Source organism: Phytohabitans maris, from assembly GCF_031085175.1.
In the GTDB taxonomy this organism is placed as follows: Bacteria; Actinomycetota; Actinomycetes; order Mycobacteriales; family Micromonosporaceae; genus Phytohabitans; species Phytohabitans maris.
Window position 1 is genome coordinate 1 of sequence record NZ_JAVHUY010000046.1, and the last position, 19,733, is coordinate 19,733.

General features: G+C 70.8%; 13 protein-coding genes and 1 pseudogene. 10 read left to right on the top strand and 4 right to left on the bottom strand.

From position 1 onward, the window contains the following. Together RB614_RS34920 and RB614_RS34925 are read left to right on the top strand one after the other, a co-directional pair. On the top strand, positions 1-1,032 hold a 1,032-nt coding region (locus RB614_RS34920; RefSeq protein WP_308716985.1), incomplete at its 5' end, for an AAA family ATPase. 166 nt (positions 1,033-1,198) lie between these two features. Then, positions 1,199-3,415 (top strand): penicillin-binding transpeptidase domain-containing protein, encoded by a 2,217-nt coding sequence (locus RB614_RS34925; protein WP_308716986.1) that lies wholly within the window; start codon positions 1,199-1,201, stop codon positions 3,413-3,415. Between the two features lie 12 nt (positions 3,416-3,427). On the opposite strand, the pseudogene RB614_RS34930 reads toward RB614_RS34925, so the two are convergent. After that, positions 3,428-4,086: pseudogene (locus tag RB614_RS34930) on the bottom strand (sugar nucleotide-binding protein). A gap of 96 nt (positions 4,087-4,182) precedes the next feature. Between RB614_RS34930 and RB614_RS34935 the strand changes: the two are divergent. From RB614_RS34935 to RB614_RS34960, 6 genes are all read left to right on the top strand, one after another. After that, entirely contained in the window at positions 4,183-4,599 is a 417-nt protein-coding gene (locus RB614_RS34935) for a VOC family protein (RefSeq protein ID WP_308716987.1), read from the top strand. A 303-nt stretch (positions 4,600-4,902) separates the two neighbouring features. After that, the gene (locus tag RB614_RS34940) at positions 4,903-6,201 is read left to right on the top strand and encodes an ArsB/NhaD family transporter (protein WP_308716988.1); all 1,299 of its coding nucleotides are present in this window, start codon (positions 4,903-4,905) and stop codon (positions 6,199-6,201) included. A 173-nt stretch (positions 6,202-6,374) separates the two neighbouring features. Further along, positions 6,375-7,841 carry a glycoside hydrolase gene (locus RB614_RS34945; RefSeq protein WP_308716989.1) on the top strand — a complete coding sequence of 489 codons (1,467 nt, stop codon included), beginning with the start codon at positions 6,375-6,377 and terminating at the stop codon, positions 7,839-7,841. A 179-nt stretch (positions 7,842-8,020) separates the two neighbouring features. Further along, positions 8,021-10,621 carry a rifamycin-inactivating phosphotransferase gene (gene rph, locus RB614_RS34950; RefSeq protein WP_308716990.1) on the top strand — a complete coding sequence of 867 codons (2,601 nt, stop codon included), beginning with the start codon at positions 8,021-8,023 and terminating at the stop codon, positions 10,619-10,621. A gap of 75 nt (positions 10,622-10,696) precedes the next feature. After that, positions 10,697-13,624: an AfsR/SARP family transcriptional regulator gene (locus RB614_RS34955; protein ID WP_308716991.1), complete on the top strand. Its 2,928-nt coding sequence runs from the start codon at positions 10,697-10,699 to the stop codon at positions 13,622-13,624. A 159-nt stretch (positions 13,625-13,783) separates the two neighbouring features. Beyond that, complete coding sequence (locus RB614_RS34960) at positions 13,784-15,058, top strand: acyltransferase family protein (protein ID WP_308716992.1); 1,275 nt, start codon at positions 13,784-13,786, stop codon at positions 15,056-15,058. A gap of 91 nt (positions 15,059-15,149) precedes the next feature. On the opposite strand, the gene RB614_RS34965 is transcribed toward RB614_RS34960, so the two are convergent. Further along, positions 15,150-15,311 carry a hypothetical protein gene (locus RB614_RS34965; protein WP_308716993.1) on the bottom strand — a complete coding sequence of 54 codons (162 nt, stop codon included), beginning with the start codon at positions 15,309-15,311 and terminating at the stop codon, positions 15,150-15,152. A gap of 127 nt (positions 15,312-15,438) precedes the next feature. On the opposite strand from RB614_RS34965, the gene RB614_RS34970 reads away from it, so the two are divergent. Continuing rightward, positions 15,439-17,466, top strand: a complete 2,028-nt coding sequence (locus RB614_RS34970) for a S9 family peptidase (RefSeq protein WP_428983169.1) — start codon at positions 15,439-15,441, stop codon at positions 17,464-17,466. Positions 17,467-17,551: 85 nt separating this feature from the next. Continuing rightward, positions 17,552-18,016: an SWIM zinc finger family protein gene (locus RB614_RS34975; protein WP_308716995.1), complete on the top strand. Its 465-nt coding sequence runs from the start codon at positions 17,552-17,554 to the stop codon at positions 18,014-18,016. A 69-nt stretch (positions 18,017-18,085) separates the two neighbouring features. Here the strand turns inward: RB614_RS34975 and RB614_RS34980 are convergent, their stop codons facing one another. Together RB614_RS34980 and RB614_RS34985 are read right to left on the bottom strand one after the other, a co-directional pair. After that, on the bottom strand, positions 18,086-18,595 hold the full coding sequence (locus RB614_RS34980; RefSeq protein WP_308716996.1) for a flavin reductase family protein: 510 nt from the start codon (positions 18,593-18,595) through the stop codon (positions 18,086-18,088). A 386-nt stretch (positions 18,596-18,981) separates the two neighbouring features. Beyond that, a complete protein-coding gene (locus RB614_RS34985; RefSeq protein ID WP_308716997.1) occupies positions 18,982-19,593 on the bottom strand; it encodes a dihydrofolate reductase family protein in 612 nt (203 codons plus the stop codon). Positions 19,594-19,733: the final 140 nt, after the last annotated feature.

Genomic DNA, 19,733 nt, shown 5'->3' on the forward strand with positions numbered 1-19,733 from the left:
CAGATCGCCGAGGTGCTGGCGAACTGGACGGGTATCCCGGTGTACAAGTTGACCGAGGAGGAGACGTCCCGGCTGTTGCGGATGGAGGACGAGCTGCACAAGCGGGTCGTCGGCCAGGAGGATGCGGTCAAGGCGGTGTCGAAGGCGATCCGGCGTACACGGGCTGGGTTGAAGGATCCGAAGCGGCCGTCGGGTTCGTTCATCTTCGCTGGTCCGTCGGGGGTGGGTAAGACCGAGTTGTCCAAGGCTCTGGCGGAGTTCTTGTTCGGCAGCGAGGATGCGTTGATCCAGTTGGACATGTCGGAGTTCCACGATCGGTACACGGTGTCGCGTCTGGTTGGTGCCCCGCCCGGGTATGTCGGCTATGACGAGGGTGGTCAGTTGACCGAGAAGGTGCGGCGGCGGCCGTTCTCGGTGGTGTTGTTCGACGAGATCGAGAAGGCGCACCCGGATGTGTTCAACACCCTGCTTCAGATCTTGGAGGATGGGCGGTTGACGGATGGTCAGGGGCGGATCGTCGACTTCAAGAACACGGTGATCATCTTGACGACGAACTTGGGTACTCGGGATGTAGCCAAGGCGGTCAGTTTGGGGTTCCAGGCGTCGGAGGACTCGGAGTCGAACTACGAGCGGATGAAGCAGAAGGTCAACGATGAGTTGAAGCAGCATTTCCGGCCGGAGTTCTTGAACCGGATCGATGACACGATCGTGTTCCATCAGTTGCAGCAGGCGGAGATCTTGGAGATCGTGGATATCATGATCGCTCGGATCGAGACGCAGTTGCGGAACAAGGACATGTCGATGGAGTTGACCGACAGTGCCAAGCGGTATCTGGCGGTGAAGGGGTTCGATCCGGTGTTGGGTGCGCGGCCGTTGCGTCGTACGATCCAGCGGGATATCGAGGACAACCTGTCCGAGCGGATCCTGTTCAACGAGCTCAAGCCGGGTCAGATCGTCGTGGTCGACTGCGAAGGCGACCCCGCCGACGGCCCGGGACTGGTCTTCCACGTCACGACCGCCACGGCTGGCTGACCACACCGGGTACGGCCGCGCGCTTGGCGGCGCCCGGCGCGGGTCCGGCGACGGCCGATGGCGGTATCTGGAAGACCTGCCCGCGCCAGCGCTGTTAACCAGGCCCGCCACCATCCCGATAATTCGGGGCCCGATCAGATTTGCTTACGTGCGTAAACTCGCTCCTGTGTCCGAAAGCGAGGATGTCGTCGCGGTGGTGTTGACCGCGTTGGACGAGGAGTATGACGCGGTCCGCGCGCACCTTATAGATCTGCGGGAGCAGCGCCATTCGATGGGGACAATCTTCGAGGTCGGTGTTCTGCCGGGCCGGCAGGTCCGAGTCGCGTTGGCGTTGACGGGGCAGGGCAACACCGTCGCGGCTGCCCTCGCGGAGCGGGCCTTGGCCATGTTCAAGCCGAAGGCATTACTCTTTGTGGGGATCGCGGGCGCGCTCCGCGACGGCTTGAGGCTTGGCGACGTGGTGGTCGCAACGCGCGTGTATGCCTATCACGGCGGGCGGTGGGAGCCAGAAGGGTTTCGTGCCCGTCCGCGCGTTTTCGAGGCGCCGCATGAGCTGGAGCAGATCGCCCGGAGCGTTGCGCGGACCTTTCGCCGAGAAGGGTGGGGACGCACTCTGGACGCGGGGGCGCCTCGCATCCTTTTCGCACCGATCGCGGCTGGCGAGGTAGTGCTGAATTCCCGCACGTCACCGTTGCGCGAGCAGATAAATCGACATTACAACGACGCTGCCGCAATCGAGATGGAAAGTGCTGGCGCCGCCCACGCCGCGCATCTCAACCAGGCGCTGGCGATGGTGGTTCGGGGTATCAGCGATCTCGCCGACGGCGACAAGGACTGGGCCGACGTCACTGCGTGGCGCAATATCGCATGCGAAAACGCGGCGCAGGTCGCCATGGCGTTGATCGGTGCGTTGCCTGAAGCACCGCCGGCGAGGCCGGGCCTGGTGGAGCGTCTTGGCCAGCGGCTGCTGGGCGCCTCCGTGGGGAGTATGGGCCGGAGGACCGCGGTGATCGGACCGATGCTGGCCATAGTGTTGCTCGCGGTCACTGTGCCGGTGGCGTGGCAGCTCACGCGTCCGGGCCATGGCGGCGCGGGCGTGCTTCGCGGACAGATCATCGTGAGCGGGTTGGTCGTCGCCCGCAGCGACCAGGGTGGACGCGACGATCGGCGGTCATACTCCGCTGTGGCCTACGCGCACGTCGTGGGCGTCGCCCCTGTCGCGTTGCCGGCCACCGGAGTGGAGCGGCTCGAGGATGCGTTCCTCGCGGGTAATGCAACCCGATCCGGTGGCCAGGTGGTGCTCAGCCTCCGTAGGGAAGTGCAGGAAACGGCATTCCGAGAACTGTCACAGAGCAGGAACCCGGCCGGCCGAGGTGCCGTGGTCGTGTTGGATCCAGCCACTGGCGCGGTCTTGGCGAGCGTGTCAACACCGGCCTTCGACCCGAACGAACTCGTCGCATCGGACCCGAGCTCGGCCCGGGCCGCATACGAAAAAGCTAGCAACGACTGGACACAACCGCTACTCAACCGCGCGATCTCGCAGGCCTATCCGCCTGGATCGATCTTTATGGTGGTCATGGCGGCCGCGGCGTTGCAGAACGGCGGGACGACTTCGGAGCAAATGATCCGCGGCGGCGACCACTACCAACCTCCAGGCGTCACCGTGGCCGTTAGAAACGCACCGAACGTCGTATGCCCGGATGCCATTACGCTCAAACAGGCGTTTACGGTCTCCTGCAACACCGCCTTCTCGCGGCTGGGGGTCGAAAGAACCGGCAGCGCCGGAATCGAGAGCACGGCGCGCGCCTTCGGTTTCGCGACCGTCCCTACATTCGACCGGGACGAGGCCAATGCCATGGCCGTTGGCGCCAGCGACACCGGAGCGATGACCACTGCTGCCGGACAGCCGGACGTCAACGCGGTCGCCAACGCCAGTATCGGGCTGGCCAACGTCAGGATGACCCCGCTGCAAGGTGCCCTGCTGGCCGCGACGATCGCCAACAAGGGACGTCAGATGCGTCCCTACTTGGTCGACAGGCTGGTGAACGCGGACGGCACAATCGCCTACAACGCCCATCCCAGCGTCCTTCGCGAGCCGCTCACACCGCAGACCGCGGACGTGTTGAGCGACATGATGTACAACGTCGTCGACAACGGGACCGGCCAGAACGCGCGGGTTGACGGGATCAGGGTTGCCGGAAAGACGGGTACCGCCCAAGCTGGCGCCGGTCGTAACACCCACGGATGGTTCATTGGGTTCGCCGTCAAGAACGGCAAACCGATCGCGGCGTTGGCCGTGTTCCTCGAACAAGCCGGCGCGGGCGGAGCCGGTGATGCCACCCGCATCGGCGGGGCAATCCTCGCTGCGGCCGCGGGTACGTGAGGTGATCTGCTGTTATTTGATCGACGCGGGTCCGCCGGGCGTCGGGGCGAGGAACGTACGCGCGCCGCGCAGCGATGTGGTCAGTCTCGCCTGGGTCCTGGCGCAGTCGAGGCGTACGTCGAGCGGGCCGGCGACACCGCTGCCGGCGCGCCGGCCGGCGGGTAAGGCGCTCGCGTCGAGGCCGTCCCGGCGCGCGATGAGCACGCCCAGTTCGTAGCGGCTGACCGCGTCGGCGCCGGCGACGTGGTGGATGCCGGAGTACGACGAGCCGGCCAGCTCCAGCAGTGCGGCGGCCAGGTCCGTGACGTGGACCGGGCAGCGCACGTCGTCGGTGAAGAGGGCACCGGCGGTGGCGCCCGAGGCGAGCGCGTGCACCAGCTTCTCGTGGGGCGAGCGGCCGCCGCCGCGGCGGCGACGTGCATGGCGCCGTCCGCGGTGGTCGTCCAGTCGCTCTGCCGGTACGCGGCGTTGACCACCACGGCGGGTCGGATCTGCTCTACCAGCGCGGCGACGCCTTGGCGGTTTCGGACGTCCAGCATCCGCCAGTCCACATCGGAGAGTGGCAGCGGGCGGCTGTGGAACGTCGCCACGACCCGCTGGCCCGCGACCCGCGCCTGGCGGGTGACCTCCTGGCCGAGAAGGCCGCTGCCGCCCACTACGAGAACAACCATCCGGCTACCGTAGGCGCCTGAGCCCCCTTGCCGTTCGACGCGGGCGGCACGGCACGGCGACTGTCGTGTCGAACCGATGCCCGATAGGTTGCCCACATGAAGCCCGCTACCGTCGTCCTTTCGTTGCCGGTCATGGATGTGGAGAGGTCGTTGCGCTTCTACCGCGACGGTCTGGAGCTGGCCACGCCCGGCATCGAGGAGGGCATGATCGCGTTCGAGCTGCCAAACCTGTCGCTGTTTCTGATCGAGCACTCGCAGTACGCGACGTACACGAGCCGTGCCGGCGTCGAGTCGAACGGCGTTCCCGCCCCGGGTGCGTGCACCATCTCGTGCGCGATGGGCAGCAAGGCAGAGGTGGACGACACGCTCGCGCGCGCGGCGGCGGCCGGAGGGTCGGCCTCCCGGCCCGCCGCCGACCACGACGGGTCGTACACGGGCTACTTCAGTGACCCGGACGGGCACCTCTGGGAACTGGTGTTCAACGCGCGCACCGAGGCGGCCGCGGCGGCATAACCGTCCTTCGCAGCCCTCCGTGGCGTCCCGCGTGCTGCTCAGCTGACGCGGACCTGAAAGGTACCGGCGCTCAGGCCGGTCCTGATCGGCCGCCGGCCATCCGGTCTCAATACTGTGGTGCCGGCGTCTGGGCAGGTAGGGTGATCCCCAGGTGTGCCGGGAAGTCTGGTCGGCGTCGTTGTGTTGTCCACCGGGCAGGAGGCACACCCCTTTGCGGGCACGATACTTGGCCGCGCCCTTCGCCGGCGCCGGCGCCGCCCGTGCCCGCGGCCCGATCGGGCCCGCGGCGAAGCGAGGGCGGGCGTGAGCGGGGGCGCCTGGGCCGCCGTCGCGGTCTTCGCCGTCGCCTACGTCCTGATCGCCACCGAGAAGGTCCACCGGGTCGCCGCCGCCCTCGGCGGCGCCGCGGTCATGCTCGTCATCGGCGCCACCGACGCCGAGCACGCCTTCTTCTCCGAAGAGGCCGGCATCGACTGGAACGTCATCTTCCTGCTCGTCGGGATGATGCTCATCGTCGCCGTCCTCAAACGCACCGGCGCCTTCGAATACCTCGCCATCTGGGCCACCAAACGCGCCGGCGGCCGCCCGTTTCGGGTCATGGTCCTGCTCGTGCTCGTCACCGCGGTCGCCTCCGCCTTCCTGGACAACGTCACCACCGTCCTCCTGATCGCACCGGTCACCTTCCTGGTCTGCGAACGCCTCGACGTCCCCGTCACCCCGTTCCTGATCGCCGAGGTCCTCGCCGCCAACATCGGCGGCACCGCCACACTGGTCGGCGACCCACCCAACATCGTGATCGCCAGCCGCGCCGGCCTGTCCTACAACGACTTCCTCATCCACCTCGCCCCGTTCGTCCTGCTGCTGCTCGTGGTGTTCGTGGGGCTGTGCCGGATCCTGTTCCGGTCCGCGTTCCGCTACGACCCCGAACGCGCCGCGCACATCGCCACCCTGCGCGAACGCGACGCCATCCGCGACGGCCGGCTCCTGATCGTCAGCATGGTGGTGCTGGCCCTGGTGACCGCCGCCTTCGTCCTGCACACCGTGCTGCACCTCGAACCGTCGGTCGTCGCCATCGTCGGCGGGCTCACCCTGCTGACCCTGTCCCGGCTGGACGCCGGCGAGGTCGCCAAAGACGTGGAATGGCCGACGCTGGTCTTCTTCGCCGGCCTGTTCGTGATGGTCGGCGCCCTGGTCAACACCGGCGTGATCGAGGAGATCTCCCGCGCCGCCACCGAGGCCACCGAGGGCCGGCTCTTCTTCGCCACGATGGTGCTGCTGTGGGGATCCGCCGTACTCTCCGCCGTCGTCGACAACATCCCCTACGTCGCGACGATGAGCCCGGTGGTCGCCGAGATGGTCCACAGCAGCGGCGGCACCAGCCAGTCCCAGGTGCTCTGGTGGGCCCTCGCGCTCGGCGCCGACCTGGGCGGCAACGCCACCGCCGTCGGCGCCTCCGCCAACGTCGTCGTACTCGGCATCGCCGAACGCGCCGGCAAACCCATCACCTTCTGGCAGTTCACCAAGTACGGCCTGGTCGTCACCGTGGTCACCGTCGCGCTCGCCGTGCCGTACCTGTGGCTGCGCTACTTCGCCCTCGCCTGAGCGCACGGCGGGGCGGCGAAGCCGGGCGCGCCGAGATTGGCGGGCTCTCCGATGTCGCCGGGACAGGCTGTTAGCGATAACATCGATTGGTACGGATGCTTTGGTGGCCTGGGCCGGCCCGCGGCACGGGCTCGCCGCGCCGCCCGACAGTCTCACCCGACTCTGGAGGAACCATGGTCAGTCGCCGGACGCTGCTCGCCTCCGCCGGCGCCGGTGTCGTGGGCAGCGCCCTCGTCGCCGGCCCGGCTCGCGCCGACGCCACCGTCACGATCAGTCCGAACGCCGACTACGGCGCCTGGGAAGGCTGGGGCACCTCGCTGGCCTGGTGGGCCAACGTGTTCGGCGACCGCGACGACTTCGCGGACATCTTCTTCACCACCAACTCCGTCTCCTACAACGGCGCCACCCTGCCCGGACTCGGCCTGAACATCGCCCGCTACAACCTCGGCGCCTGCGGCTGGAACAGCGTCGACGGCGAGACGATGGTGGCCTCCCCCAACATCCCGCGCTTCAAGCAGATAGAAGGCTTCTGGCAGGACTGGCGCAACGAGGACCCGACGTCGTCGGCGTGGAACTGGAACGTCGACGCCAAGCAACGCGCCGCACTGGGCAAGGCCGTACAGCGGGGGGCGATCGCCGAGCTGTTCGCCAACTCTCCAATGTGGTGGATGTGCCTCAACCACAACCCGTCCGGCGCCGCCGACGGCGGCCTCAACCTCCAGTCGTGGAACCACCGCCAGCACGCCCTGCACCTGGCGGTGACGGCCCGCTACGCCCGCGACCGTTGGGGCGTCACCTTCCGGACCGTCGATCCCTTCAACGAACCGTCGTCGAGCTGGTGGCAGGCGAACGGTACCCAGGAGGGTTGCCACATCGACGCCACCACGCAGCGCAGCGTCCTGGCCAACCTGCGCACCGAGCTGGACCGCCAGGGTCTCGGCGGGGTGGCCGTCTCGGCGTCCGACGAGACCAGCTACGACCTCGCCCGCACCACCTGGAACAGCTTCGACGCCGCGACCAAAGCGTTGGTACGGCAGGTCAACGTGCACGGGTACCAGGGTGCCAACGGTCGACGGGACCTGCTGTACAACGACGTGCGCGCCGCCGGAAAGACCCTGTGGAACTCCGAGAGCGGCGACAGCGACGGCACCGGCATCACGATGGCCCGCAACCTCTGCCTGGACTGGCGCTGGCTGCACCCGACCGCCTGGTGCTACTGGCAGGTGATGGACCCGAGCGCCGGATGGGCGACCATCCAGTACGACTTCGACACCCTCCGCGCCGGCGCGGTGCAGCCGAAGTACTACGTGCTGGCGCAGTTCACCCGGCACATCCGCCCCGGCATGCGGATCATCGACACGGGGGTGGGCTACGCCGCGGCCGCCTACGACCCCGCCGCTCGCCGGCTGGTCATCGTCGCGGTCAACACCGGCGCCGCCCAGACGCTCACCTTCGACCTGTCCGGCTTCGGCCAGGTGGCCGGTGGCACCGGCGGCGTGGTGCCGCGCTGGACCACCGTGCCGGCCGGCAGCGACCGGTACACCCAGCGCCAGGACATCCGGGTGAACGGCAAGCGGGTCAGCCTCGCCTTCCCCGCGGCATCGGTGCAGACGCTCCATGTCGACGGCGTCACCGTTTAGCACGGCGAAAGCAAAAGGACGGGCCCAAAAGACGAAGGGTAAGGAGATTCTCTCCTTACCCTTTTCAAGATATAGCGTGCTGGGGGGCTTGCGGCAAGACCCGGGTGGTACCGCAGAATCGTCGGCCGGAGCCACAACCTGCGGATATGGGGCGCGCGCTGGCGTCCCGGAGGAATCGCATGAGCGAGCGACATGTGCTGGATCTTCGAGAGATCGACGAGACGCGGGGCGCGTTGGTCGGTGGGAAGGGCGCGCACCTGGGGGCATTGTCGCGGATCGACGGCATCCGCGTGCCGGCCGGCTTCTGCGTGACGACGGACGCGTTCCGGCGGGTGACGGCGAAAGCGCCGGCGATCGACGTTCACCTGGATCGGCTGTCGGGGCTGGACCCGGACGACCGGGACGCTCTCCGCGCGCTCAGCGCGGAGATCCGCCGGACGCTCGAAGGGGTCGCGATCCCCGACGACCTGGCGGCGGCGGTCACCGGCGCGCTCGCGCAGCACGGTGAGCGAGCGGCGTACGCCGTGCGGTCCAGCGCGACGGCGGAGGACCTGCCGACGGCCTCGTTCGCGGGCCAGCAGGACACGTATCTGAACGTCGTGGGGCCGGCGGCGATCCTCCAGCACGTCAGCCGGTGCTGGGCCTCGCTCTTCACCGAGCGGGCCGTGACCTACCGCCAGCGCAACGGCATCGACCACCGCACGGTCCAGATGGCCGTGGTCGTGCAGCGAATGGTCTTTCCGCATGCGGCCGGCGTCCTGTTCACCGCCGACCCGGTCACGGGCAACCGGAAGGTCGCCTCGGTGGAGGCCAGCTTCGGCCTCGGCGAGGCCCTGGTCTCCGGCCTGGTCAACCCGGACGTCTACACGGTGCGCGACGGCGAGGTCGTCGCCAGGGCGATCGGCGCCAAGCGGGTCGCGATCCACGCCGCGCCGGACGGCGGTACGCGGGAGCAGGCGGTCGACCCGGCGCGGCAGGACCAGCCGGCGCTGACGGACCCGCAGGTCGTACGGCTCGTCGAGCTCGGGCGGCGGATCGAGGCGCACTTCGGCCACCCCCAGGACATCGAGTGGTGCCTGGTCGACGACGGCTTCCAGATCGTCCAGAGCCGGCCGATCACCACCCTGTTTCCCATCCCCGAGGCCGGCGACGAACAGAACCACGTCTACCTCTCCGTCGGCCACCAGCAGATGATGACCGACGCCATGAAGCCCCTCGGGCTCTCCTTCTGGCAGATGACGACCCCCGCGCCGATGGCCGAGGCCGGCGGCCGGCTGTTCGTCGACGTCACCCAGCGGCTGGCCACGCCGGCGAGCCGCACCGGCTTCCTGGAGCTCATGGAGCGATCCGATCCACTGACCGTGGACGCGGTGCGGACCGTCCTCGACCGTGACGGCTTCGTCCGGCCGCTCCCGGACGAGGGTCCCCCAGGGCCGCTGCCCGGCGGCGCACCGGTCGCGATCGAGACCGACCCGGCCATCGTCACCGAGCTGATCACGCAGAGCGAGGCGTCCGTCGCCGCCGCGGAACGTGACATCCGGACGAAGTCCGGAGCGGCGCTGCTCGACTTCATCCAGGCGGACATCCAGGAGCTGCGGCGGATCCTGTTCGATCGCCGGAGCCATCAGGTCTTCAAGTCGGCGATGGAGGCCACGTGGTGGCTCAACGAACGGCTGGAGGCGTGGCTGGGCGAGAAGAACGCGGCGGACACGCTCACGCAGTCCGTTCCGCACAACGTCACGTCGGAGATGGGGCTGGCGCTGCTCGACGTCGCCGACGTGATCCGCCCGCATCCGGAGGTGGTGGCGTTTCTGCGGCAGGTCGAGGACGAGGACTTCCTGGACGAGCTGCCCAAGCTCGCGGGCGGGCGGGAAGCGCGGGACGCCATCGAGGCCTGGCTCGATAGGTACGGCGTGCGCTGCGTCGGCGAGATCGACATCACCCGGCCGCGCTGGAGCGAACGCCCCTCCACGCTCATTCCCACGATCCTCGGCAACATCAAGAACTTCGCGCCGGGAGCCGGCGAGCGGCGCTTCGAGCAAGGCCGGCAGGAGGCCTGGGAGAAGGAGCGGGAGCTGCTGGAACGCCTGCGGGCCCGGCCGGACGGGGAGGGCAGGGCCGAGGAGACCAAGCGGATGATCGACCGGGTCCGGACCTTCATCGGGTACCGGGAGTATCCGAAGTACGGCATGGTCAGCCGCTACTTCGTGTACAAGCGGGCCCTGCTGGGCGAGGCCGAGCGCCTCGTGCGGGCCGGCGTGCTCGCCGACGAGGAGGACATCTTCTACCTCACGTTCCCGGAGCTCCACGACGTCGTACGCACCAACCAGGTGGACGGCCAGCTGATCCGCCGGCGCGCGGAGGCGTTCCGGTCGTACCAGGCGCTCACCCCGCCCCGGGTGCTCACCTCGGACGGCGAGGCCATCTCCGGGGCGTACCGGCGCGGCGACGTGCCGGCCGGAGCCCTGGCCGGCCTGCCGGTCTCCGCCGGCACCGTCGAGGGCCGGGCCCGCGTCGTCCTCGACATCGGGGAGGCCGACCTCGAACCGGGCGACATCCTGGTCACCGCCTACACGGACCCCAGCTGGACGCCCCTCTTCGTCGCCATCGCCGGCCTGGTGACGGAGGTCGGCGGGCTGATGACCCACGGCGCGGTCATCGCCCGGGAGTACGGCCTGCCGGCCGTCGTCGGCGTGGTGGACGCGACCCGGCTGATCGCCGACGGGCAACGGATCCGGGTACACGGAACCGGCGGATTCGTCGAAATCCTGCCCGACTGACCACACCGGGAAAGCCGTCCCCGCTGGAGCGAGACTGGCAGAATAGGCGCGTCTCGATCCATGGGGGGTGGATCCTTGGAGTTCGGTGTCCTCGGCCCGCTGCGGGTTCGCGACGGAGAGCACGTCCTGGCCTTCCGGCCACCCCGGGTGCGGGCGCTGCTCGGCGTGCTGCTGATCAACGCCGGTGGCCTGGTCGGCGTCGACACGCTGGTCGACGAGCTGTGGCCGGCCGACCCGCCGCCGGACGCGCGCGGGCTGGTCCACGGCTACGTCTCGCGGCTGCGCCGGGCGTTGCGGGGCGGCCCGAGCGGTGCCGCCGCGGCGGCCCGGCTGGTCACCCGCAAGCCGGGATACCTGCTGGTGGTGGCCGACGGCGAGCTCGACCTGCACCGGTTCGACGAGCTGCTGGCCCAGGCCCGGGCCGCGCGCCTCGCCGGTGACCTGGGCCGGGCGGTCGACGAGTACCGGCGGGCGCTCGGGCTGTGGCGCGGCGACCCGTTCGCGGACGCACCGCCGACCCCGGTCATCTCCGGCGCCGCGCTGCGCCTGGCCGAGCTGCGCCTGCAGAGCCAGGAGGAGCTGTACGACGCCGTGCTCGACGCCGGAGACAGCGCGGCGATCGTCGCCGAGCTGACCGGGCTGGCGGCCACCCATCCGGTACGCGAGCGGCTGGTCGGGCAGCTGATGCTCGCCCTGCACCGCTCCGGGCGTACCGCCGATGCCCTGGACCTCTACCAGCGGACGCGCACGCGGCTGCGCGAGGAGCTGGGGGTGGACCCGGGGCCGGCGCTGCGCGAGGTCGAGCTCGCCGTCCTGCGCGGCACCGACCCCGCTCCCCCGGCTCCCGCACCGGCCACGCGGCCGGTGCCGCAGCAGCTGCCGGCCGACATCCCGAGCTTCACCGGCCGGGCCGCCGAGGTGGGAGCGCTCCACGCCCTGCTCCGCGCGCCGGAGCCGGCCGGACCCGTGGTGGTCTCCGCGATCCAGGGCACGGGTGGGGTCGGCAAGTCGGCGCTGGCGGTGCACGTCGCCCACCAGCTCGCCGGCGAGTTCCCCGGCGGGCAGCTCTACGCCGACCTGCTCGGCTCGACCGCCGGGCTGACCGCCGCCGACTCCCTCGAAGTGCTGGGGCGCTTCCTGCGCGCGCTGGGCGTACCCGGTGCCGAGGTGCCGTCCCAGCTGGCGGAGGCGGCGGCCCGGTTTCGCACCGAGGCCGCCGGGCGCCGGCTGCTGGTGCTGCTCGACAACGCCGCCGACGAGGCCCAGGTTCGCCCGTTGCTCCCCGGTACGCCGGGCTGCGCCGTGGTGGTCACCAGCCGCCGGCCGCTCGCCGCGCTCAGCGGCGCCACACCGCTGCCACTCGACGTACTGGGGCCGGCGGAGGCGGTCGAGCTGCTGGCCCGCCTCGCCGGCCGGGCACGGGTCGCCGCCGACCCGGAGGCCGCCGCCCTGGTCGCGCGGCGGTGCGGATATCTGCCGCTGGCCCTGCGCATCGCCGGCGCCCGGCTCGCCGCGCGGCCGGCGTGGTCGATGGCGGTGCTGGCCGAACGCCTCGCCGGCGAAAACCACCGCCTCGACGAGCTGGAGGTCGCCGATATCGGCGTGCGGGCCAGCTTCGCGGTGTCCTATCAGGAGCTGGAGACCAGCGCGGACCCGGCGGACCGGGCGGCGGCCGGCGCGTTCGCCCGCCTGGGCTGGTGGATCTGCCCGGACTTCTCCGTGCCGGTCGCGGCCGCGCTGCTCGGCGACGGCGCCGTCGAGCCGTTGCTGGAGCGGCTGGTCGACGCGCGGCTGCTGGAGTCGCCGGCACCGGGCCGCTACCGGCTGCACGACCTGATGCGCCTCTACGCGGCCGAGCTCGCCGCCACCCTGCGGCCGGCCGACCAGATCGAGGCGGTCACCCGGGCCACCCGCTTCTACACCGCCACCGCGTGGCGGAGCCTGTCCCTGATCCGCCCCGGCGACAGCCGCCTGCGGCTGGCCGGCGAGCGGTGGACCGAGGGTGGCGCGCCGCTGGCCGACCGGGCGTCCGCGGTCGCCTGGATGGCCGCCGAACGGGAGAACGTGCTCGCCGTCGTCGCGCACGCGGCCGCCACGCCCGCGATCGGCGCCGCCGCGTCCCAGCTCGCCCACGCGCTGTTCGGGTTCTTCCTGGTCCGCGGGCTCTGGCGCGATCTGGTACGGGTCAACGAGACCGCCGTCGCCGCGGCCAGCGAGCGGGGTGAGGTCGCCAGCCACGCCCAGGCGCACGTCGACCTCGCCGGCGCGGCGGAGATGCGCGGCGCCTACACCACGGCCCTGCGCCACCTGGAGCAGGCGCTCGCCCTGCAGCGCTCGCTGGGCGACCGGCGCGGCGAGGGCGCGTCGCTGACCAACCTCATCGGCGTCAACGTGCGCATGCACCGGCTCACCGAGGCGCTCGAGTGCGGCGAGCGGGCGCTGGTGATCAACCGCGAGGTCGGTGAACGCAACGCGGAGGCGATCGCGCTGAGCAACCTCGGCCTGGTGTACAAGGAGCTCGACCGGCTCGACGAGGCCGCCGACGCATACCGGCTCAGTGTCCAGATCGGACGGTCGCTGGGCAACGACAACGCGACCGGCAACGGCCTGTCCAACCTCAGCACCATCCACCGGATGACCGGCCGCTACGCGGAGGCGATGGAGTGCGCCCGGGAGAGCCTGGCGATCCGGCGGGAGATGGGCGACTGGCGGGCCGAGGGCGACAGCCTGGTCAACATCGGGGCCATCCACCACGAGCTGGGCCGGTACGACGAGGCCGGGGAGTGCTTCGCGCGCGGCCTGGCCGTGCTGCGCGAGCTCGGCGCCGGCTACCTTGAGGCGGAGGCGCTGCGCCGCTACGGCACGACGCTGCACGCGCAGGGCCGGCCTGCCGACGCCCGCGACCGGTGGCAGGCGGCCCTGGAGATGTACGAGCGCCTCGGCTCCCCGCTCGCTGACGAGGTGCGGGCCCTGCTAGCCGGCACCCCCGCCGGCTCCGGCTGACGATATCGAAGCTCCCCTGAAGTCCCTCGTGTGGGTGCGCGGGTGGCAGGGGTTCAGTGGTTGACTCCCTGCCGTGCGCGCCCGCGCGCTCACGGACGACCTCGACCACCCGCTCAAGGCGAATCACTTCGAAACGGATGCCCCGCTATCATGACGCGGGTGACCGGCGGGGTCGCGATCGAGATGGGAGCCGACTTGCGCAGCGCCAACCGCGACTACCTAGCCTCGGTCGACCATCTCCGCGCTTTCGCCGCTCTGTTGATCGTCTTCTACCACGGCGTCCAGCTGTTCAGCTCCGCGATCAGGGACACTTCGTTCAACTCCCGAACCGGCTGGCTGTACTCGTCGAACCCGGTCCTCACCTTCGTCCTGGAAGGCCACACCGCCGTCGCGCTGTTCATGGTGCTGAGCGGGTTCATCTTCACCGTCGGCACCTTGGATCGGGAGGTGTCCTGGTCCCGCTTCATGGCCAACCGGCTGCTGCGGATATACCCCATGTTCGTGCTGCTTCTGGTCATCGGGATCGCGGCCAATCCCGACGCGTTCAGCCTGAGCGGCCTGGCGCAGGCGGTCCTGGGCCTGGGTAACCTACCCGGCGGGATGATGCTGGGTGACGTCTCAGGCATGTTCTGGGCCGTCGCGGTCGAGATGCAGTTCTACCTGGTGTTTCCCCTGCTCAACCGGCTGCTCACCAGGTTTGGCATCAGCATGCTCGTCCGGCTCTTCGCCGCGATCGTCGTCGTCCGGGGCCTGGTCTGGGCCGCCGCCACCACGCACGACGCCCACCGCATGCTCTACCTCAATATCGCCGGCCGCATCGACCAGTTCCTCCTCGGCATGATCGCCGCGTGGCTGTTCGTGCGCTACCGGGACCGCTTTCGGGGCTGGTGGAAGACAGGCATCGCCCTGGCTCTGGCCATCGTCACGCTGTGGGCGTTCAACCAGGCGCACGGCTTCCACTCCAACGAGGCGTGGCGGCTGGCCTGGGTCGACGTCGAAGGCGGCGTCTGGGCACTGGTCATCCTCACGTACGCCGCGACCTGCCGCGGCACCAGCCTGCCGTCCCGGGTCGTCGCCAAGGTCGGCGAGACCAGCTATTCGATCTACCTCCTACACTTCCTCGTCGTCAGCTACCTGGCCGACAACGGTTACCTGATCGAGCTGCGCTGGCTCAGCCCGATCGAGAACGCGTTGCTGACCACCGCCGTCATCGTCGTGCCAGTGGTCCTGGCCATCTCGGCGCTGACGTACCAAAGCGTGGAGCAACCGTTCCTTCGCATGAGAATCAAATACCTACTTCCGGTCCCGCCGCCTAGTCACCGTCTACCACCGGCGGACCGGTCGGATCGTGCGGTTCCGCAGACACCCCGCGGCCACCCGGAACCTGCTGCCCTGGCCACATCCCGGGCGGCGTCAATCCCGGAAGCTCGCTAACGGAGCGTAGTGCTTCGGGGGAAGCCGGCACCGCGGGATTTGCGGGCCCATCGCGCTCCGCGAGGATCTGGCGCAGTTGGTTCCGGCTAGGTCATGCACGCCCGAAACGCTCCAGCAACGGATTGCCGGCGTCGCCGGCAATGTCCCCCACCGCGCTGCCCGAACGAGCTGTGCCGACCGCCCGGGCCCGGAACGGGATGAGCACGCCGTCGATGTCAACGAAGATCAGCGGACGCGCGACTCCGGCAGGCACCCCGGGACGGTACCCCTTCCCATGCCGTTGCGGTGGGTGCGAAGCCCCAGCCCGCCGAAGGCTGAGCTCACGCGCCGGGCATCAGCTGACTCTATCGAAAGCGGCGCTGCCCCTTGTCCCATGAGCCATGACGTCCGTGCGGGCACGCCGCGCTTCGTCCGCGAACCCGGCCGGATACTGTGCGTCGGTGGCCCGTGCACAGCTCACCGCCGAGTTGGTGGTCGACGGTCGTGTTCCGCAGGCGTTGGCGCTGTCGCCGGACGGCAGGTGGGTCGCCTACGTGGTCGCCCCGGTCGGGCGGGCCGGCGTTCACCCGGTCGGTGAGCTCTGGGTCGCCGCCGTCGACGGGGCCGAGCCGCCGCGGCGGTTGACGCCGGGTGAGGCGTACGACTCGGCGCTGCGGTGGGCGGCGGACTCGCTGTCGATCTACTTCCTCTCCGACCGGGCCGAGCGTGGCACGGCGCAACTGCACCGGGTGGGGCTGGCCGGCGGTGCCGTGCGGGCGGTCACGTCCTGGGCCGGTGGGGTGTCCGGTCACCTCCCGCTCGCGGTCGGCGACCGTCCCCATGACCGGCAGCACGAAGACGGTGCCGATCCGGGCCTGGTCGTGGTGATCGCCGCCGATGAGCCGTCCACTGAGGACGAACGTCGGCGCGGGGAGCGCGACGACGCCTGGGTGTGGGGTGAGCGCGTACGCCCGGACCGGCTGCGGCTGCTCGACGTACACAGTGGTCGGATCCGGACGCCGGACGGGTTCGGCGAGCGCCATGTCGTGGAGGTGGCCCAGCGGCCCGGCGGCGGAACGCTGGCGGTGCTGACCTGGTCCACGCCCGACATCGATCCGGGCCTGGTGGAGCCGGCCCTGCACCTGTTCGACCCGGACAGCGGCGTCACGCGCGACCTCGGCCCGGCGGCGGCGGGCGCGTCGTCGCTCGTCTGGTGGCGCGCCGGCGACGGCTGGCACCTGGCGTACGTCGCGAAGACCCCGCCCGGTCTGGTCGGCGGGCGCGCGGTGCTCGACGTCGCCGTACCGGTGGACGGGCCGGTGGGCGAGCACCGCAACCTGACCGCCGGCATGACCGTCTGCCCGACCCACCTGGTCCAGGTCGACGCCGGCGTGCCGCTGGTGCTGGTGGCGGACGGGCTCGACACCGCGATCCACCGGCTCGATCCGGCCGGGCCGACGCTTGTCGAGGTGTCCCGGCTCGACGGCCTAGCGACGTCGCTGACCACGAACCGGCACGGTGACGCCGTCGCGGCGGTGGTGAGCACGTCCTACCGGCCCGGAAACGTCCACGCCGGTCCCCCGAGCGGGCCGCTGGCGAGGCTGACCGACCTGCGGCCCGAACTCCGCGACGTCCAGTGGGGTGTCCAGCGACGCCTGTCGTACGAGGCGTCGGACGGGCTGGCGCTCGACGGGCTGCTGATCCTGCCCGCCGGCCGGTCCCGCGAGGACGGCCCCTTCCCGCTGGTGACGCTGGTCCACGGCGGCCCGTACGACCGGTACGCCGACGGGCTCAAGCTCGGCTGGTACCCCTCCGGCCAGTGGCTGGCGACCGCCGGCTACGCGGTCTTCCTGCCCAACCCGCGCGGCGGCCAAGGCCACGGCCACGACTTCGCGGTGCGCGTCGCCGGCGCCGTCGGCCTGGACGAGTGGGGCGACATCAGTGCCGGCATCGACCTGCTCGTCGCCGGCGGCGTCGCCGATCCCGACCGGCTGGGCATCGGCGGCTGGAGCCACGGCGGATTCATGGCCGCCTGGGCGGTCGGGCAGACCGACCGGTTCAAGGCCGCCGTGATGGGTGCCGGCATCAGCGACTGGGGAATGCTCGCCGCGACCGGAGAAGAGGGACCGTTCGAGGCCGCCCTCGGCGGCAGCACCGGCTGGGAAGGGACCGGCCCGCACCCCCACGACCGGCTCAGCCCCATCTCGTACGCCGCGAAGGTCGGCACGCCGGTGCTGATCCTGCACGGCGAGAACGACACGAACGTGCCGCTGTCGCAGGCCCGGTTCTTCCACCGCGCGCTGCGCCGGTTCGGGGTCGAGCACGAGTACGTCGTCTACCCCCGCGAGAACCACTCGATCCGTGAACGCAACCACCAGCTCGACGTGCTCCGCCGCACCCGTGCCTGGTTCGACCGGTGGCTCGGGTGACCCGGCACGAGCCGTGACGTCCAGGTCAGCGCGCATCGCCCGGGGCCGTCGCCGCGGGTTTGCGGCCGGCCGGTAGGGTGCCCGCGTGGCGGTCCGCATTGATGTCGAGGCGTTTCGCGAGTCCATCCCACCCGGCGTCGAGAAAGCCGCCGACCGGCTGCGAGAAGACGACGGGATCGCCGAGCTCGAGCCCGCCGGCGGCGGCGCCCAGGCCCGAGTGGAGGCCTCGGACGGCGTCTTCCGGCCGTGGGTGGGCATCGTCGACGGAGCCCTCACCGGCCGATGCACCTGCCCGGGTACGGACGAAGACGAAGACCTCTGCGCCCACACGGCCGCGCTCGTGTTGGCGGCCGTCGCCGGCGGCATCAACTTCTCCGCCGCCGCGACCCCACCCGACGACGAACCCATCGACACCACGCGCGCCAGCTACGCCGAGGCCGCACGGCGGCTCACCCACGAGCAGCTAGCCGACCTGGTCGTGGCAGCCGCCCTGCGTGACGAGCCGCTCGGCGCCGACCTGCTCAGCCAGGCGGCCCGGCTCGACCCCTAGCCCGCCGCCCGGTCCACGGCGGCCGTCCGCGAGCGGGACCCCCGGTGGTCGCCGACGGCGCGCGAGGCGTCAGGTTTCTTCCGGCAACGGCGACGAGGTGGCGAACGCCCTGGCGTGATGGATCAGGGCCCCGTCGTCCGGTCCGTGAAAGACCTCGACCACGGAAGCGACGACGAGGGTCGCGTCGCCGACCGGTACGAGGTGCAGGGGCGTAGCGCGCAGCGCGGCGAGGGCGCTGGGCAGGATCGGTTCGCCCGAAGGGAGCGTGCGCCAGCCCTGTTCCGGGACGAAACGCGCCCCGCCGGTCTGGGCGAAGGCCCGGGCCAGGTCGACGTGCTTGCGCCCGAGAAGGTGCACGACGAAGCTCGGCGCTTCGAGTAGAAGCCGCGCCGAGCGGGTGCCCATGACCGAGAAGGACAGCGCCGGTGGCGCCAGTGACACCGACGCGACGCTGGACGCCGTCAGCCCGACCGGCCCCTCCGGGCCGGCCGCGCAGATGAGGGCGACACCCGTCGGGTACCGGCGAAAAGCCTCCCTGAACCGCTCGGTTACCGGCTCCGGCGCAGCTCCTCGATCCACGAACAGACGGTAAAACCTCAACCACAGTTCATGTCAACTCCGGGCCAACGACGCCCGGCTGGCGGGACTGAGTGCTGGGGGGTCTGTGCGTCCACGACATCTCGCCACCGCGCCGTCGGGCGGATGTGTGCGTGCGGGAAGCTCTCGAGCTGCCCCGTCTGTGCGTGCGACTCGACAGCTCCCACGCACATGCTGCGGGCGCCGCTCGTCCTGCCCCCCGGGTGGGCTTGCCCCGCGGAGCCGGCAGCGGAGGCCGGGGATCTCGGCGAGCGCCAGCTCGCCGCCGGCCGCAGCGGTGCCCGCGGGAGCATGCGGTCCACAGCTGAGGCGGACCGGGGCATACATCTGTCTGAAAAAGCTACGACGCTCCCGGCCCCCGAAAGCCGCTAAACGACGTCGTAGGTCAGGTGGGTCGCGGTCGTCGTCGGGATCACGCGGCGCCGCACCAGGGTGTGCGCCGCGCCGGTGAACAGCGGTGTCCCGGCGCCCAGCACGACGGGGGCCAGATGCAGCGTCAGCGCGTCGACCAGCCCGGCGTCGAGCGCCGAGCCGATGAGGGCGCCGCCGCCCATCAGTACGACGTCGAGGTCCTGCCCGCGGTCGGCGGAGGCCGCCAGCGCCCGCTCCCGCGCGGCGGCGACGGCATCGGGCAGACCGGTGGTGACGAACGTCCAGTCGAGGTTGGTGAGCCGCACCGACCGCGGCCGCGAGCTCGTCACGACGACGAACGGGCCCTTGCCGACCTCGCCGGCGCCGTAGCCGACCTCGTCGTTCCAGCCGTGCGCCCCGTCGACCAGGTCGAAGAGCCGGCGGCCCAGCACGACGGCGCCCGAACGGGCGGTCGCCTCGCGCAGCACCTCCCGGTCGTCGGGGTCGTCGGAGAACGCCCACGTGTGCAGGGCCTCGCCGCCGGCGCCCAGACCGCTGTCCGGGCCCGGGTCGGGCCCGGTGACGAAGCCGTCGAGCGATATCGAGATGTCCGCGATGATTCGGGTCATGTCAAGGTAGACCCGATCCGCGTGCCGAACTCATCGCTCCCGCACGGCCCGCCGGATGCGCCGCGGTCGACTCCCCGTCGAGGAGAACTCGTTGCCGTCGGGATCGGCCAGCACGACGTGCCCCCTCCTCGGGGCCGCTG